Origin of the sequence: Caldimonas caldifontis, assembly GCF_002930615.1 — a bacterium.
GTDB classification, from domain to species: Bacteria; Pseudomonadota; Gammaproteobacteria; order Burkholderiales; family Burkholderiaceae_C; genus Caldimonas; species Caldimonas caldifontis.
The window spans coordinates 103,348-119,437 of the sequence record NZ_PSNX01000012.1; the positions used below are offsets into that span (position 1 = coordinate 103,348).

16 protein-coding genes are annotated in these 16,090 nt (G+C 67.0%); 13 read left to right on the forward strand and 3 right to left on the reverse strand.

The genetic code is table 11. The annotated features are described in order from the left end of the window. The first annotated feature begins 14 nt into the window (after positions 1-14). The 7 genes from C1704_RS13620 to C1704_RS13650 all read left to right on the forward strand — a co-directional run bounded on the left by C1704_RS13620 (position 15) and on the right by C1704_RS13650 (position 4,255). On the forward strand, positions 15-1,289 hold the full coding sequence (locus C1704_RS13620; protein WP_104303282.1) for an NAD(P)/FAD-dependent oxidoreductase: 1,275 nt from the start codon (positions 15-17) through the stop codon (positions 1,287-1,289). Between the two features lie 7 nt (positions 1,290-1,296). Further along, positions 1,297-1,551: a sulfur carrier protein ThiS gene (thiS, locus tag C1704_RS13625; protein ID WP_104303283.1), complete on the forward strand. Its 255-nt coding sequence runs from the start codon at positions 1,297-1,299 to the stop codon at positions 1,549-1,551. A 69-nt stretch (positions 1,552-1,620) separates the two neighbouring features. Further along, positions 1,621-2,031, forward strand: coding sequence for a DUF4332 domain-containing protein (locus tag C1704_RS13630; RefSeq protein WP_104303284.1), 411 nt, complete (start codon positions 1,621-1,623; stop codon positions 2,029-2,031). Between the two features lie 10 nt (positions 2,032-2,041). Next, a complete protein-coding gene (locus C1704_RS13635) occupies positions 2,042-2,341 on the forward strand; it encodes a hypothetical protein (RefSeq protein ID WP_104303302.1) in 300 nt (99 codons plus the stop codon). 25 nt (positions 2,342-2,366) lie between these two features. Then, positions 2,367-2,648, forward strand: coding sequence for a PepSY domain-containing protein (locus C1704_RS13640; protein ID WP_211286939.1), 282 nt, complete (start codon positions 2,367-2,369; stop codon positions 2,646-2,648). Positions 2,649-2,716: 68 nt separating this feature from the next. Continuing rightward, positions 2,717-3,589, forward strand: a complete 873-nt coding sequence (locus tag C1704_RS13645; protein WP_146076085.1) for an SAM-dependent methyltransferase — start codon at positions 2,717-2,719, stop codon at positions 3,587-3,589. A gap of 63 nt (positions 3,590-3,652) precedes the next feature. Continuing rightward, positions 3,653-4,255 (forward strand): ATP-dependent Clp protease proteolytic subunit, encoded by a 603-nt coding sequence (locus C1704_RS13650; RefSeq protein WP_245876487.1) that lies wholly within the window; start codon positions 3,653-3,655, stop codon positions 4,253-4,255. A gap of 13 nt (positions 4,256-4,268) precedes the next feature. Here the strand turns inward: C1704_RS13650 and C1704_RS13655 are convergent, their stop codons facing one another. Beyond that, positions 4,269-6,785 (reverse strand): GspE/PulE family protein, encoded by a 2,517-nt coding sequence (locus C1704_RS13655; protein ID WP_211286940.1) that lies wholly within the window; start codon positions 6,783-6,785, stop codon positions 4,269-4,271. Positions 6,786-7,009: 224 nt separating this feature from the next. Here C1704_RS13655 and C1704_RS13660 point away from each other — a divergent pair, with 224 nt between their 5' ends. From C1704_RS13660 to C1704_RS13685, 6 genes are all read left to right on the forward strand, one after another. Further along, a complete protein-coding gene (locus C1704_RS13660; RefSeq protein WP_170064704.1) occupies positions 7,010-8,203 on the forward strand; it encodes a GGDEF domain-containing protein in 1,194 nt (397 codons plus the stop codon). After that, positions 8,200-9,498: a GGDEF domain-containing protein gene (locus tag C1704_RS13665; RefSeq protein ID WP_104303289.1), complete on the forward strand. Its 1,299-nt coding sequence runs from the start codon at positions 8,200-8,202 to the stop codon at positions 9,496-9,498. The genes C1704_RS13660 and C1704_RS13665 overlap by 4 nt, the downstream gene beginning before the upstream one ends. A 56-nt stretch (positions 9,499-9,554) precedes the next feature. Continuing rightward, on the forward strand, positions 9,555-10,148 hold the full coding sequence (locus tag C1704_RS13670; protein WP_245876488.1) for a DinB family protein: 594 nt from the start codon (positions 9,555-9,557) through the stop codon (positions 10,146-10,148). 57 nt (positions 10,149-10,205) lie between these two features. After that, positions 10,206-10,841, forward strand: a complete 636-nt coding sequence (locus C1704_RS13675) for a CDP-alcohol phosphatidyltransferase family protein (protein WP_104303291.1) — start codon at positions 10,206-10,208, stop codon at positions 10,839-10,841. Then, on the forward strand, positions 10,838-12,991 hold the full coding sequence (locus C1704_RS13680) for an FAD-dependent oxidoreductase (protein ID WP_104303292.1): 2,154 nt from the start codon (positions 10,838-10,840) through the stop codon (positions 12,989-12,991). The genes C1704_RS13675 and C1704_RS13680 overlap by 4 nt, the downstream gene beginning before the upstream one ends. A 78-nt stretch (positions 12,992-13,069) precedes the next feature. Further along, the gene (locus tag C1704_RS13685; protein ID WP_104303293.1) at positions 13,070-14,194 is read left to right on the forward strand and encodes an FAD-dependent oxidoreductase; all 1,125 of its coding nucleotides are present in this window, start codon (positions 13,070-13,072) and stop codon (positions 14,192-14,194) included. 99 nt (positions 14,195-14,293) lie between these two features. Here the strand turns inward: C1704_RS13685 and C1704_RS17485 are convergent, their stop codons facing one another. After that, positions 14,294-14,809 (reverse strand): hypothetical protein, encoded by a 516-nt coding sequence (locus tag C1704_RS17485; protein ID WP_146076086.1) that lies wholly within the window; start codon positions 14,807-14,809, stop codon positions 14,294-14,296. Positions 14,810-14,928: 119 nt separating this feature from the next. Continuing rightward, positions 14,929-15,930 carry a hypothetical protein gene (locus C1704_RS13690; RefSeq protein ID WP_104303294.1) on the reverse strand — a complete coding sequence of 334 codons (1,002 nt, stop codon included), beginning with the start codon at positions 15,928-15,930 and terminating at the stop codon, positions 14,929-14,931. Between the last annotated feature and the right edge of the window lie 160 nt (positions 15,931-16,090).

The following is a 16,090-nucleotide window of genomic DNA, read 5'->3' on the forward strand; positions in this document are numbered from 1 at the left end:
TTTTGGAGCCCACGATGAAGCACGTCATCCTCGGTGCCGGCCCGGCCGGTGTGATCGCGGCGGAGACCCTGCGCAAGCAGGCCCCGCGGGATGAGATCGTCCTGATCGGCGACGAGCGCGAGCCGCCGTACTCGCGCATGGCCATTCCCTACCTCTTGATCGGCAACATCGGCGAGCCGGGCACCTACCTGCGCAAGGCGCCGGATCACTTCCAGCGCCTGAATGTCCAGGTGCGTCAGCAGCGGGCCAAGCGGATCGACACTGCCGCGCGCCGCCTCACGCTCGATGACGACAGCGTGGTCGGCTTCGACACGCTGCTGATCGCCACGGGTTCCAGTCCGGTGCGACCGCCCATTCCCGGCATGAACCTGCCCGGCGTGCACCCCTGCTGGACGCTGGAGAACGCCCGGGCGATCGAGCGCCTCGCCGTGAAAGGGGCACGCGTTTTGCAGATGGGCGCCGGCTTCATCGGCTGCATCATCATGGAGGCTCTGGCCATGCGGGGCGTGCAGCTCACCGTGGTGGAGATGGGCGACCGCATGGTGCCGCGCATGATGGGCCCCACGGCCGGCGGCATGATCAAGCGCTGGGTGGAGTCCAAGGGCGTGACGGTCTTCACGGGCACACGCGTGGAAGCCATCGACAATGGCACGCCGCTGAAGGTGCGCCTGTCCAACGGGCAGCACCTCAGTGTGGACCTCGTCATCAGTGCGACCGGGGTGAAACCGAACATCGGCTTCCTCGAGAACTCCGGCATCACCTGCCTGCAGGGTGTGCTGACCGACGAACACATGCAGACCAACGTGCCCGGCATCTACGCCGCCGGTGATTGCGCCGAGGCCCTGGATGTGGTGACCGGCAAGCCCATCGTCAGCGCCATCCAGCCCAACGCAGCCGACCAGGCCTACGTGGCAGCCATGAACATGGCCGGCAAGGGGGCCACGCTCAAGGGCGTGACGCAGATCAACGTGCTCGACACGCTGGGGCTCATCAGTGCGAGCTTTGGTGACTGGCAGGGGGTGCCTGGCGGCGACCGGGTCGAGCTCACCGATGAGGCGGGGTGGAAGCACCTGAGCCTGCAGTTCGACGGTGATCGAGTCGTGGGGTGCAACAGCATTGGCTGGACCGACCACGTGGGCGTGATGCGGGGGCTCGTCGAGGGGCGGGTCCGGCTGGGCGAATGGAAGGAACGCCTGCTGCGCGACCCGACCCGACTCATGGAAGCGTACCTGGCCTGTGCGCAGTCACAGCACCAGTGGCAGGTCGCCAGGCTGAAGGCTGCGGCATGATGGGCCCATGAAGATCACCTTCAAGCTCTACGCCACCCTCACCGACTATCTGCCGCCGCAGGCGCGCAGTGACAACCGCCTCGAGCTCGATGTCGAGCCCGGTGCAACCATCGCCGACGTCGTCGCGCCGTTCAACCTGCCGATGAAGCTGGTGCATCTTGTGCTGGTCAACGGGGTCTATGTGCCGCCGGAGGCGCGCGCCAGCCACCGCCTGCAGGAGGGAGACGTGCTGGCCATCTGGCCCCCGATTGCCGGAGGCTGAGGCCCGGGCCATACTTGCGCGGTCGTTTCCTTTTCCCGTTTCAACCCGCACATGCCACAAGGAGGCACCATGGCGAATCGGAAGATCGAGGATGTGGAAGGTATCGGCCCAGTCATCGGCGAGAAGCTGCGTGCCGCTGGCGTGAAGGACACCGACGGACTGCTGGCCGCGGCGAAGACGCCGACGCAGCGCAAGGATCTGGCGGCCAAGACCGGGCTGACGGACAAGCAGGTGCTCAAGTTCGCCAACATGTGCGATCTGTACCGCGTGAAGGGCATCGGCTCGGAGTACTCGGAGTTGCTGGAAGCGGCCGGTGTGGACACGGTACCGGAACTGGCCCAGCGCAAGGCGGCCAACCTGCACGCGGCGCTGGCCCGGGCCAATGAGGCCAAGAAGCTCACGCGCCGGTTGCCCACCGAGGCCGACGTGGGGCAGTGGATCGAGCAGGCCAAAGGCTTGCCCCGAGCGCTGGAGTACTGAACCTGGCTTGATGCAGTCCACCTACGCTGAACACTTCGTCAGGGAAATGGGCTGCACATCGGCCGAATGGCTGGGGTGGCTGCCAGGGGCGGTCCGGGACTGCCCCTTGGTGCTGGATGAGAGCCGCGCCACCGTGAGTTTGCCGCACGGGGACTTGCACCTTGATTGGGAAGCGCTGCCGCCGCGCCGGATTGCGCTCGTGCAGTTGCCCCGGTTACTGGTGAGGTTCACCTTTGTGGGGACCACGCCAGACGTGCGGCTGAACTTCATGCGCTATTTCGATCTCTACCTTCAACGCGGAGGCGGCTGAGCCTGCGCGAAGACTGGAGAATGCCATGACGATCACCCCGAGCCGATACCTTCGCCCTGCAATGGTTGCTGTGGCCGCCGTGTCGATCATGCTGGGCTCCGCCTGGGCTCAGGACCGACCGCCTGCCGATGCGCAGCCCTTGTCCAGCATCGTGCGATCTCTGGAGCAACAGGGCTTCGGACCCTTCATCGAAATCGAGTTTGATGATGGTGTCTGGGAGATCGACGTGTTCAAGGACGGGCGCAAGCGCAAGCTGGATGTCGATCCACGCAGCGGGAAGATCCTGAGGGATCGGGCTGACGGTTGAGGCGGGCGGGCGGCCTTCGGCGCCGCTTGGTATGGTTGGGGCTCACAGAAGACCCCGAAAGTTTGGCCATGACCCTTGAACGGCCCTCTTGCCGTCGAATCGCTCGCTGGCTGGGACGGGCCCTTGTCGGCCTGGGCGTCGCTGCCGGCCCTTTGCAGGCCGCCGACGAGGTACCCTTCATCACCACGCCCGACCATGTGACGCTGTCCATGCTCGAGCTGGCGGGCGTCGGTGCCTCCGATCATCTGATCGACCTGGGTTCGGGGGACGGCCGCATCGTGATCACGGCGGCGAAGCGTTTCGGGGCCAGTGGCCTGGGGGTGGAGATCGTGCCCGACCTCGTGGCGCGCAGCATCGTGACTGCGCGCCAGGCCGGGGTCGAGCAGCGCACCGAGTTCCGCGTGCAGGACCTCTTCACCACCGACCTCAGCGCTGCCACGGTCATCACGATGTACCTGCTGCCGGAAGTGAATCTCGCACTGCGCCCCCGGCTTCAGCAGCTTGCGCCCGGCACCCGCATCGTCTCGCACGACTGGGACCTGGGCGACTGGCTGCCCGATGCCAGTCGCACGATCGAGGTGCCGGACAAGCCCGTGGGCCGGGAGAAGCTGAGCCGCCTGTACCTGTGGGTGGTGCCTGCCCAGGTGAATGGCGTGTGGTGCGGGACGGGAGCCCAGCAGCGGCTGCAGCTCACGGTGCGCCAGCAGCACCAGCGCTTCGACGCCAGCCTGAGCCGCTCGGGCGAGGCGGCCCTGAATCTGTTGGGACGCATCGACGGGACACGGCTCGTGGCCCTGCAGGGCGGGGCGGCGGCTGCCAGTCCCTGGCTGTGGGTGGCCGCCGGCGCCGAACTGCACCTCGCGCAGACGGGGGATGCCGCCTGGAGCCCGGCGGGCGCGCGGTTTGTGCGTGCCCCTGAGAGTGGATGTCCGGCGCCCTGAGGATGGGTTATCGTTGAAAGATATCTGCATCCTCAGGGAACAACCATGAACCTCCAGCCCCCCATGAACGAACTTCAACTGGGCGCCGAGCCGGGCGACGACGCCAAGAAGGCCGACAAGTCCGGTGGCGTCACCGAGCGACTGGTCTTCCAGTCGCGTTTCGTGCTGATCTTCGGTGAGATCAACCCGGTGATGGCTCGCAGCACCTGCGAGAAGCTGATCGCGATGGCCCAGGAATCCGATGCGCCCATCCACGTGCTGGTGTCGTCGCCGGGCGGCCACGTGGAATCGGGTGACGCAATCCACGACATGATCCGCTTCGTGCGTGCGCCGGTCACCACCGTGGGCACGGGCTGGGTGGCCAGCGCCGGCACGCACATCTTCCTGGCCGCGCCCAAGGAGCGGCGCGTGTGCCTGCCCAACACCCGCTTCATGATCCATCAGCCCGGCGGCGGGGCCGGTGGTCAGGCCACCGACATCGCCATCCAGGCGCGCGAGATCCTGCGCATCCGCGAGCGCATCGCCCGCCACACGGCCGCGGCCACCGGCCAGCCGGTGGAGAAGGTGCAGGTCGACATGGAGCGCGACTACTGGATGAACGCGCAGGAGGCCATCGACTACGGCATCGTCTCGCGCATCATCGAGCGTCACACCGAACTGGGCTGAAAGCGCTCGCGGCCTACGCGTTGCTGGTCGCGCGCACCTCGGCCAGCGTGGTCACGCCAGCCAGCACCTTGAGGATGCCGTCCTGTCGCAGGGTGCGCATGCCTTCGCCGAGAGCGCGGCGCTGCAGTTCCTCGGCGCGTGCGCCGGTCTGGATGAGGTGCCGCAGCTCCCGGGTGACGATCATCAGCTCGTGCAGGCCGGCGCGTCCGCGGAAGCCGGTGTGGTGGCACTTCTCGCAGCCCGGGCTGTCGTGGTGCATCAGTCGGCCGTCACGGCCGTAGCGTTCGATCCAGCCGTTCAGCACAGCCTCTCGCGTGTAGCGCGGGTCGTCCTTTGGACAGACGTGCAGGTAGTCGGCCAGCCACTCCTCGATCTCCTCCTCGGTGGCCGGACGATGGGTGCGGCATTCGTTGCACAAGCGACGCACCAGGCGCTGGGCCAGCACGGCCAGCAGAGAATCGGCGAAGTTGAAGGGGTCCATGCCCATGTCGAGCAGCCGGGTCACCGTTTCGGGGGCGCTGTTGGTGTGCAGCGTGGACAGCACCAGATGCCCCGTCAATGAGGCCTCGACGGCGATCTGGGCTGTTTCCTGGTCGCGGATTTCGCCGACCATGATCACGTCCGGGTCGGCGCGCAGGAAGGCGCGCAGGGCCTTGGCAAAGGTCCAGTCGATCTTGGGATTGACCTGCACCTGGCGCAGCCCCGGCTGAGTGATCTCCACGGGATCCTCGGCGGTCCAGATCTTGCGCTCGGGCACGTTGATGTAGCTCAGTGCCGAGTGCAGCGTGGTGGTCTTGCCCGAGCCCGTCGGCCCCACGCACAGCACCATGCCGTAGGGACGCTCCATCGCCTGTTTGAGGTTCGCCAGGTTGTCGGAGGCCATCCCGAGCTGGTCCAGTGGTATCGGTTTGGCCGAGGCCAGGATGCGCATCACCACGTCTTCGAGGTTGTTGTTCGTGGGGATGGTCGCCACGCGCAGTTCCAGACGATGGCCGGGCATGAAGCGCGCGAAGTTGATCTTGCCGTCCTGGGGCTTGCGACGCTCGGAGATGTCGAGGTCGCACATGATCTTGATGCGCGCGATCAGGGCGCTGCGGTAGGTGTGGGGCAGCTCCAGGTAAGGCTGCAGCAGGCCGTCCTTGCGGAAGCGCACCTTGAGCTTCTCGCGGCCCGGATAACACTCGATGTGGATGTCGGACACGCCTTGCGCGTGGGCATCGACGATCATGGTGTTGATCAGCTTCACGAGCGAGTTGTCCGACTGCTCGATCTGCGGTTCCTCGAACCCTTCATCGCCTTTCGAGGAGCTGTCTTTCTCGAGCGACTGGACCAGGCTGCCGGCGGTCTCGGGCTCGAACTCGATGGGGGCGAGCTGGGCGTTCAGGGCCCACACATCGGTGCCGATCTTCTCGTAGGCCAGGCGGATGGCCGATTCGAGGCTGCCCACCTGCGCCAGCGCAGGGACGATCTTGAGCTGGCTGACGAACTCCAGCTCCTCGATGGTCTTGCGCTGGGAGGGGTCCTCCATCGCCACGGCCAGGCGCCCGTCCCAGAGCACCAGCGGCAGCACTTCCAGCCGCGCCGCCATGGCATAAGGGATCTTGCGCAGGGCTTCCGCATCGGTGGGGAAGTTCATCACATCCACCAGCGGGTAGCCCATCTTGTGCGCCAGCGCCGTCTGCAGATCCTGCCGGGAGACGAGGTTCATGCGCACCAGCAGCTCGCCCAGGGGGACACTCCGGTCGGCCTGCTGCTGAGCCAGCGCCTCGTTGAGTTGCTCGGACGTGACCAGCCCGAGCGACACGAGGGCTTCGCCGATGCGCACCATGGGCATGCGTGACTGCTGTTCCAGCGCGCTTTTCAGGGTGTGAGGCTCGACGATCTTGCGAGTGAGCAGGATGTCGCCGAGCTTGCGTTCGCGCAAGGCTTCCTGCTCGCGCACGGCGGCTTCCACCTGTTGCGTCGTGGCGGCGTTCTGAGCCACCAGGACATCCCCGATGCGCGGGCCCAGCTCGACCCTGTCGTAGCCCGAGCGTGGCACGAAGACCCGTCGTACGCCGCCGTGCTCGTCGGCGGGTGGAAAGAGGAAAAGACCGGCATCGGTCTCGACATGTCCGACGGTTTCGCCCTCGAGGACGCTGCCCTGGCGCATGATCACCCGATACGGGCTGCGCGGCCGCGCATCGAGCAGCCCGGTGTGCGGATCCTGGGTGAGCAGGGCCTGTGCGGGCAGCACCTCGCGAAGCGAGAGGGTGCGGAACTGGTCGAAGCGCAGGGTGATCGTGGTTCGTGCCGGGGGCACCTGCACATAGGCGAGGCTTTCGTCGGGGACGAAGAAAATGAGCCGTCCGGAGATCAGACGGCTGTTCAGTCCTTCGATGTCGCACTCCATCGGCTGCTGCTGTTCCACCGCAGGGGGGTAGGCAGCAAACGGTGGAGTGGGCCACTTGAAAGCGGCGTGACGCGACTTCTCACGGGCCGGGCGCACGGGCTCGTCGAGGAAGGGCATCGGCAGGGTGTCGGTGGTCATGACGGTGGGCCTTCGAGGTGGCTGCGGGCGTACTGCGCCAGCCTGTGTCAGGCACTATGTCCGGCCGCACGCCATGTCAACGCGAGAATAAGCGGTCAGAGATACCGCAATTCTCGGGACCGACCCGCCCTTTCCGCCTTGCTCCGACGGGCGCGTGCTTGGCATACTGTCGCGGGCGCGATGTGCGTCCGTCCTTTTTGTCGCGCTCCTGCCGACCCACACGCTTGGACTTCTCCATCGTTTCTCTTGCCGCAGCCGTTCTCGGGCTGCTCCTGGCGCTTGTGCTGGTGCTCACCATTCCCCATGTTCCCGATGCCGAGGGCGCAGGCTACTGGGCCCTGGCCTTCCTGCCCTTGGGGCTTGGCAGTGCGCTCGTGGCGCGTGGCGAGGCGTTGCCGGCCTTGTTGCTGATGTTGCGCGAGCCCCTGCTGCTGTCCGGCTATGCCTTGTTGCTCATCGGGCTGCGTCAGTACCTGCGCTTGGGGCAACCCTGGGCCCTGGCGGGTGCCGTGGTGTTCGGCGCCATGGTGTTGTCGGCCCTGTTCGTTGCCCTCTACCCCAGTCCTTCCGCACGACTGGGGATCCGCGTGTGCGGCATCGCGGTGCTGATGGGCGCGGCTGTCTGGAGCCTGCAGACCGTCCAGGAGCCGTCCCTGCGCGGCGTGCGCTGCTTCCTTCAGTGCGCCTGCGGGTTGATCGCTGCATTGGCGATCCTGCGGCTTTTTCTGCTCCTGGTGCCAGGCGCTTTGGAAGGAGTGCAATCCATCGTTCAGTTGGCGGGCATGATCACGACCTTGTCGGTGCTGGCGGTGATCTGCGGCCTGGTGCTGCTGATGACGGCTCGCATGAACGAGGCGCTGCTGCAACTGACCATCCGCGATGCGCTGACGGGCGTGTTCAACCGCCGTGGGCTGGACGATGCCATGGCAACCGTGCTTTCCTTTGCCAAGCGTGTGGGCCGTCCGGTGGCGGTTCTGGTGTGCGACATCGACCACTTCAAGCGCGTGAACGACACGCATGGTCACGGTGTGGGCGACGAAGTCCTGCGGCAGTTTGCACGGTGCCTGGCCGACGCCTTCCCCCAGGCCGACCTCGTGGGGCGCCTGGGTGGCGAGGAGTTCGCCGTGGTGCTGCCCGGCGCTGATGAGCCCACAGCGACGCGCGAGGCAGAACGGGTACGGGCCCTCGTGGCAGAGCACGCCTTCATCGCCGGAGGGGGCGAACTGCGACTGACGGCGAGCATCGGCATCGCTTGTTCCCCTGCGGCGCAGGCCGCCTGGAAAGAGTTGATCGCGCGCGCCGATGCCGCCTTGTACGAGGCCAAGAGCCAGGGACGCAATCGATGCGTCGTGGCGCCGGCTGTCAACGACCTTGCGCCCAGCGAGCCAGGGCGGCTGATCACCGAGGCACACGCATGACCCTGGGCGTGCCGCAATACTGGGCGCTGTTGCTGGCGCTCCTCCTGCTGTCGGTCATGGCCTTGGCGCTGATCTTCATGCTGCGCCGCGTGGCGCCGGAGCAGCCGGGGCCTGCCGTGTGGATGCGCGCCCTGGGTCTGGTGCTGCTGGGCATGAGCGTTGCGGGCCTGACCACCTTGCAGACCGGATGGCTCTGGCGGATCGTGTACGTGGCCGGCTCCGGGACGCTGATTCTGGGCATCGGCATGCTCGCAGAGGGGCTGCGGCGTTTCCGCGGGGGGCCGAGCAGGATGCGGCGCCTGATGGCAGGCGTGCTGGCCGCCGCGGCCGTGTCCCTGGTGCTCGAAATGATGAGCCAGCCGTTGTACAGCCTGCTGTGGATGTCCGCCGTGGCAGGGCTCACCTGGCTGGGGGTGGGCGTCACCGCCTGGCGCGGCATGCGTCCTGGGTTCCGGGCCATTCATGTCGGCATCGCCCTCAGCGCGGCGGTGCTGACGACCGGGTGGTGGCTGCGCGGCAGCTTCCTCGCGCAAGCGGGACCGAGCGGATGGCGCCAGGCCTTGCCCGAGGCGAACGCCTGGCTCCTCATCCTGAGCTTTGTGGGTTCGGGCACCATGGCCTTGCTGCTGGTCCTGCTCGTCAACTTCCGCCTGGCCGAAAGGCTGCGGGCCCAGGCGGTGCGAGACCCGCTCACCGGTGCGCTGAACCGCCGGGGATTCGAGGACCGAAGCAGCCGCTTGATGGCACTGTCAGCCCAGTTGGGTCAGTCGGTGACGGTTCTGGTGCTGGACATCGACCATTTCAAGAGCGTCAACGACCAGCATGGCCATCATGTCGGCGATCTGGTGCTCAAGGCCCTGTCGGCGCTGGCCCATCGCGCCAAGCGTGAGACCGATCTGTTCGCTCGGCTGGGGGGGGAGGAGTTCTGCCTGGTGCTGCCCGGCACCGACGTGCCGGGAGCCCGCGTGTTTGCCGAGCGCCTGCGCCACAGTTTCGAGACGCTCGAGATCGACACCGGCCGCAGCTTCCTGCGCTGTACGATGAGCATCGGGGTGGCCTATGCCTCGGCACCGATGCTGCAGGACCAGCGGGTCGATCTGGTCGATCTGTTGCATCAGGCCGATGAGGCCTTGTACGAGGCCAAGCGGGCCGGGCGCAACCGCCTGCGCTTCTATGCCTCGGCGGAGGTGTTGTCCAGCCGCCTGGATTCCCGCCTTTTCGCTTCCACAGGTGGCCATTCGGGTTTCGGCGCTTCTCGCCAGACCTGGGCAGACTCGGCCGCCGGCCGGCGCTGACGACGCCAATCCCTGCGGGTGGGGGTGCGAGTGCAAGCCGCGTAGACTCGTGGGCCATGTTCCCGCCTGACGAGACCACTCCCGCCATGACTGCGCTGGCCGAACTGACCGATCACTACCGCTGGATGGCGCGCTACAACCGCTGGTTCAACCAGCGGCTCTTCGGCGCCGCCGCCTCCTTGAACGACGCCGAGCGCAAGCGCGATCGGGGCGCGTTCTTCGGCTCCATCCATGCCACACTGAACCACATCATGGTGGGCGACAAGATCTGGCTGGGCCGGCTGAGAGCACAGGGCGCGCCCTTCGACGCCTTGCCTGCGGAGGTGGTGCACCTGAGCGAGTTCCGCGGGCTGGGGATGACGCTCTTTGATGACTTCCACGCGCTGTGCAAGCACCGGGAAGCGATGGATGCGGCCATCGAAGACATGGCCGCCGCACTCAGCCCCGAGGCCGTGTCGCGCCCCATGCGCTACGCCAACACCCAAGGCCATGCTCGCGAGCATCCCATCTGGCAGGCCCTGAGCCACCTGTTCAACCATCAGACGCACCACCGAGGGCAGGTGACCACGCTGCTGATGCAGGCCGGCATCGACCCTGGCGTGACCGACCTCATCGCCTTGGTGAACCCGCCCGGTGCAGCGGTGTCGTGAGCGACGTCGAGGCTCCCGCTCCGCCGTGGCTCAACACGGCTGCTGAGAGGCGCTCGCATGCTTGACCGTGCTGCGCTGCGCGCCCTGCAGCCGGTGCTCCACCGGCTGGCCCTGGGCCTCCATCGCCGGGGCGTGGGGGCGGATGCCGTCACCTGGAGTGGCTTCTCCATCGGCCTGGCGGGGGCGGCGGCGATTGCCTTGTCGCAGCCCCTGCTCGGCCTCGCACTGATCCTCTTGAGCCGCCTGTGCGATGGCCTGGACGGCGCGCTCGCCCGTCTGACCCGACCCACCCCCCGGGGGGCCTTCCTCGACGTCACGCTCGACTTCCTCTTCTACGCCAGCATCCCGCTGGCCTTTGCCCTGGCCGACCCGCCGGCCAACGCCCTGCCGGCCGCGGTCCTGCTGGCGGCCTTCATCGGCACCGGCAGCAGCTTCCTCGCGTTTGCGGTGCTGGCCGAACGCCAGAGCCTGCGCAGCGAGGTCTACCCGCAGAAGGGCTTCTACTACCTGGGCGGATTCACCGAAGCCACCGAGACCCTGATCTGCTTCGCGCTGATGTGCCTGTGGCCCCAGCACTTCCCGTGGTGGGCCTACGGCTTTGCGGTGTTGTGCGGGCTCACCCTTCTGACCCGCGTGGCCGCAGGTTGGCAGGTCTTCGGTCGCGTGACGCAGCACGACAAGGACGCCCCATGAACGGGCGCAAGCTTTTCCTGTGGGTCGCCATCGCCGCTGCGGCTGCGGCCTTTTTCGTCTTCGACCTGCAGCGCTACTTCAGCCTCGATGAACTGAAGCGCCATCAGGCCGCGTTGACCGATCTCCACGCACGTGCCCCCGTGGTGGTGATGGGCGCCTACTTCCTGATCTACCTGGCTGTGACGGCGCTGTCGCTGCCAGGGGCGGCCGTGCTCACGCTCGCGGGCGGCGCGCTGTTCGGACTCGCGGCGGGCACGGTGATCGTCTCTTTCGCTTCCAGCGTCGGCGCGCTGCTGGCCTTTCTCGTGGCGCGCTACCTGCTGCGTGATGCCGTGCAGCAGCGCTTTGGCGCGCGCCTGGCGCAGATCAACGCCGGCATCGAGCGCGACGGCGCCTTCTACCTTTTCACGCTGCGCCTCGTGCCGGTCGTGCCCTTCTTCATCATCAATCTGGCGATGGGCCTCACCCGCATGAAGGCCTGGCCCTTCTACTGGGTGAGCCAGCTCGGCATGCTCGCCGGCACCGTGGTCTATGTGAACGCAGGCACCCAGCTCGCGCGGATCGACTCCCTGGCCGGCATCCTGTCGCCGGCCCTGGTGGGCTCCTTCGTGCTGCTGGGGGTGTTCCCCTGGGTCGCCCGGCGCGCCCTGGGCACGGTGCAGCGCGGCCGCGTCTATGCGCGCTGGCGCAGCGTGCGCCCGCGTCGCTACGACCGCAATCTGGTGGTGATCGGTGCCGGGGCGGCTGGTCTGGTGTCGGCCTACATCGCTGCGACCGTGCGCGCCAAGGTCACGCTGGTCGAGCGCCACAAGATGGGCGGCGACTGCCTCAACCACGGCTGCGTGCCGAGCAAGGCCCTGATCCGCTCAGCCAAGCTCGCCCACCAGATGCGCCACGCCTCACGCTATGGCCTGGCCGACACGGCGCCGGCGATCGACTTCGCCCAGGTGATGGACCGTGTGCGGCGTGTCATCGCCGAGATCGAGCCGCACGACGCGGTGGATCGCTACATCGGTCTGGGCGTGGACGTGGTGCAGGGTCACGCCCGGCTCGTCAACCCGTGGACAGTGGCCATCACCCGCGAGGATGGCTCGGTCCAGACCCTGACCACCCGCGCGGTGATCCTGGCCACCGGGGCCGAGCCTTTCGTGCCCGACCTGCCGGGCTTGAAGGAGGTGGGCTGTCTCACGTCCGACACCCTGTGGACCCTGCGCATGCTGCCGCGCCGCCTCATCGTGCTGGGCGGTGGGCCCATCGGTTGCGAGCTGGCCCAGGCCTTTGCACGACTGGGGGCCGAAGTCACCCAGGTCGAGATGGCCCCGCGCCTGATGCTCAAGGAGGATGAGGATGCCGCCCGTCTGGTGCAGGCCTCGCTCGAGCGCGATGGCGTGCGCGTGCTCACCACTCACCGCGCCCTGCGCTGCGAGCCGGGCCTCGAGGGGAAACGCCTCATCGCCGAGCACGAAGGCCGCGAGGTCGTGATCGAGGGCGACGAGATCCTCTGCGCCGTGGGCCGCGTGGCGCGTCTGCAAGGCCACGGCCTCGAAGCCCTGGGCATCCCCACCGGGCGCGTCATCGAGACCAACGACCATCTCGAGACCCTCTACCCCAACATTTACGCCGCCGGCGACGCGGCGGGCCCCTTCCAGTTCACGCACACCGCGGCCCACCAGGCCTGGTACGCCGCGGTCAATGCGCTCTTCGGGTCGCTCAAGACCTTCAAGGCCGACTACTCGGTCATCCCCTGGGCCACCTTCACCGACCCCGAGGTGGCTCGGGTGGGCCTGAGCGAGGACGAGGCCCGTCGGCAAGGCGTGGCCTTCGAGGTCACGCGCTATGGCATCGACGACCTCGACCGGGCCATCGCCGATGGCCAGGCTCACGGCTTCGTCAAGATCCTCACCGTCCCGGGCAAGGACCGCATCCTGGGCGTGACCATTGTCGGTGAACATGCCGCCGACCTGCTGGCTGAATTCGTGCTGGCGATGAAGCACGGCCTGGGCCTGAACAAGATCCTCGGCACCCTCCACATCTATCCCACTCTCGCCGAGGCCAACAAGTACGCCGCCGGCGAGTGGAAGAAGGCTCACAAGCCCGAAGCCCTGCTGCGCTGGGTCGAGCGCTATCACGCCTGGCGACGTGGTGAGTGATTGTTGCGGCGGCTGAACTTTGAGCCGGTGGCAGACTCTGCCAGCCATGTCCTTCACGTTTGCGCGTTGTCGTTCCGAATGAAACAACTCGTGCTGGCCGGTGGCGGCCATGCCCATGTCCAGGTGCTGGCCGTCCTGGCAACCCAGCCTCTTCCGGGGGTCGAGGTGACCCTCGTCACGCCGCAGCCGACCCAGTGGTACTCCGGCATGGTGCCGGGCGTGATTGCCGGCCGCTATGCCCCGGAAGAGGCGCAGATCGACCTTGCCGCGCTGGCGCGCCGTGCGGGTGTCCGTCTGGTGCTGGACGCTGTGAGCGCGCTGCGGGCCGAAGCTCGCCAGCTTCGACTCGCCGGTGGGGCCGAACTTGCCTACGATGCACTCAGCCTCGATACCGGGGGCGAGATGTCGCGCGACCTCATCGACGGCGCCCGTGACCAGGCGCTGTTCGTTCGGCCCTTGCAGCGCTTCGTGCAGCTGTGGCCGCAGGTCGAGTCGCTCGCGGCGCGGCAGCCCGGCCTGCAGGTGGTGCTCATCGGTGGCGGGGCCGCGGGATTCGAGCTGGCCTTGGCGATGCGCCGCGCGCTGGTGGCCCGGGCGCGCGTCACCCTGGTGGCAGGCAATGCCGGCCTGCTGCCTGGTTTTTCCCGGGGCCTGCGCCACCGGGCCCTGTCCGTGCTGAAGTCCCGGGCCATCACGGTGATTACGGACGATGTGGTCGAGATCGAACCTGGCCAGTTGCGTCTGTCCGGAGGCAGCCGCCTGCCGTGTGACGCGCCGGTGGTGGCGCTGGGCGTGCAGCCGCCGAGCTGGCTGGCCGAGAGCGGGCTGCGGCGGGCCCCGGATGGCTTCATTGCCACGGGCAGCACGTTGCAATCCGTGTCACACCCGAACGTCTTCGCGGTGGGCGATGTTGCCAGTCGTGTGGACACCCCGCACCCGCGCAGCGGCGTTTACGCCGTCCGTGCGGCACCCATGCTGATTGCCAACCTGCGGGCCTGGGCGGCGGGTCGGGCCCTTGGCGCCTACCGTCCTCAGCGCATCGCCCTGGCCCTGCTGTCCTGTGGCGACGGCACGGCGCTTGCCAGCTGGGGGCCCTTGTCTGCCCATGGCGCCTGGGTGTGGCGCTGGAAAGACCGCATCGATCGGACTTTTGTCGAGTCTTTCGGGGACGGTGTCCAGTTGGCGTCCTCTCCGGCGCAATAGCACGGCGCTGACATGCCTTGGTGCACCTTGAAACCCTGGTCAGCAAGCGCCGGCATCGCAGTCACGGAGCAGTCTTCTCCTCAGCGCCTGGCTGCCGATTCACCGCGAAGCCGCCGGCGCAGCCTGGACTGCGTCGTCGAGGAACTCAATGCTGCGCAGGATCTTCAGCGCGTAGGGGGTCAGGTCGTGCTTGGGGTGGCGACGGATTTGTGTCAGCAGTCCCATCTCGGAATGACCGCACACTGCCTTGGGTTCATGAATCACGCAGTAATACAACCGGCGAAGGCGATAGCGCTCATCACCAATGACGTCATCGACGGCCACAGCCCAACCCGAGGCATTGACTGAGTGCACCTGATGCGCACGTAATGCGCCCCTGAACAACGGTTCGTCCGATGAGGACACACTGGCGACCCACTCCCCGCTGGGTAAGCGTTTACCCCAGCCATTGGTCACCACTTCACTGTCTGCGTCATAACAAATGAACCGTAGATAGAACGGCTCGATGTACGTCTTGCGTTTCAGATTGAGGGGGTTCTCGATGGTGATGCTGCCAGAGCCCCCGCCTTCTGGACTTCCGGACTCGCGGGCCGCTTCTGGGACAGTAACGCTCATGCGACACCCTGGCCCCATGTCCAGCACCGCGGTCTTGGTGGGCTCCTGGGGGGCGGGTCTCACATCGGCCGTCGCGGCACTGGTGGCAAGCACCGTGCATGCGGCCACCATCCATCGCTTTACCACCATCTTCTCCTCGTATAACCCTCGGGGTACCACAGTGTGGCGCGGCCGTGCTCGTCGAGCAGTCTCAATTCAGTCAGTACCGCCAAAGCCACGCCATAGGCGCAGCAGCGTGAATCGAAACCGTTCAACGCTGGGCTGTAGAGCCGATTCACCGCCGCAGGCAGGTTCACCGCGGCGCTGGCCCGCCAGAAGGCGGGGCTGCGGTAGTACACCCTCACGCCCTGTGTCGTGTGTACAGCTTGGCGTTGTACGGCGTGTACCTCATCCGCATAGCGCGCCATGCCGGTCTTGCACCAGTAGAAGCCGGCGCTGTCTGCTGGGGCGTAGAGATCATCGGCGACCGGGGCTTGAGCATCACCCCCCTCCACCGATCGACGCCAAATGACCATTTCCTGCGTCAACTGCGCAAAGTGGGCATCTCGCAATCGTTCGCTGGTGCGCTGTGCACCGGGCAGCCGGTAGGTGGCGTCGTAGGCTTGCTCCAACGCACGCTGCAAGTCCTGTGGCACGTGGCGCCCGCGCCAGCGCCAGTACTCGCAGTAGTTGCCTGGGCCAGTCAGTTGCAAGAAGCCTCGTCCGAACCATGGGGCGTACCACAAGCCATTGCCACCCGCTTCAGCCAAGTTGCGAAGCCAGCCGGTTTCCTGAATCGAGTTTCCGAAGAAGCAGGCCTGCCGCAGCGGCGTGTCGATGCCGTAGGTGCGCAGCATCTTGTTCAGAGGGATGCGGTGATTGGGCAGTATGGGCTGATCTCTTGTATTGGCATCGACCACCGCCTCCCACACCGTCACCCGCTGCCGGTTCTGCGTGGCCGTTCGCACCGCGTGGCTGGGCACGAGCTGCACAAACTCCTGTTGAGAGCGCCAGCCACAGCGGCGCATGTGGCGGATGAACTCCTGCGGATCGACGTGCCACTGCGCCTGGAACAGCTCCGGGCAGTCGAAGCACAGTGCCCGTGCGTGGGCTGAGAAGCGCTGCCAGTCCTCCTCGCTCATGCCCGGTGGATGCTCGTCACTGGGTTGGCGCAGCCACCCCCAGCGCGCTTCGAGCGTGGGCCAGGTGCACGACCTCATCGGCGCTGACGATCACGTCCTGCCCGGCCACCCAGGCCAGGCCCGCCTTGGCCTGGGCTTGCAGGACCGGATCGCTGCTGTG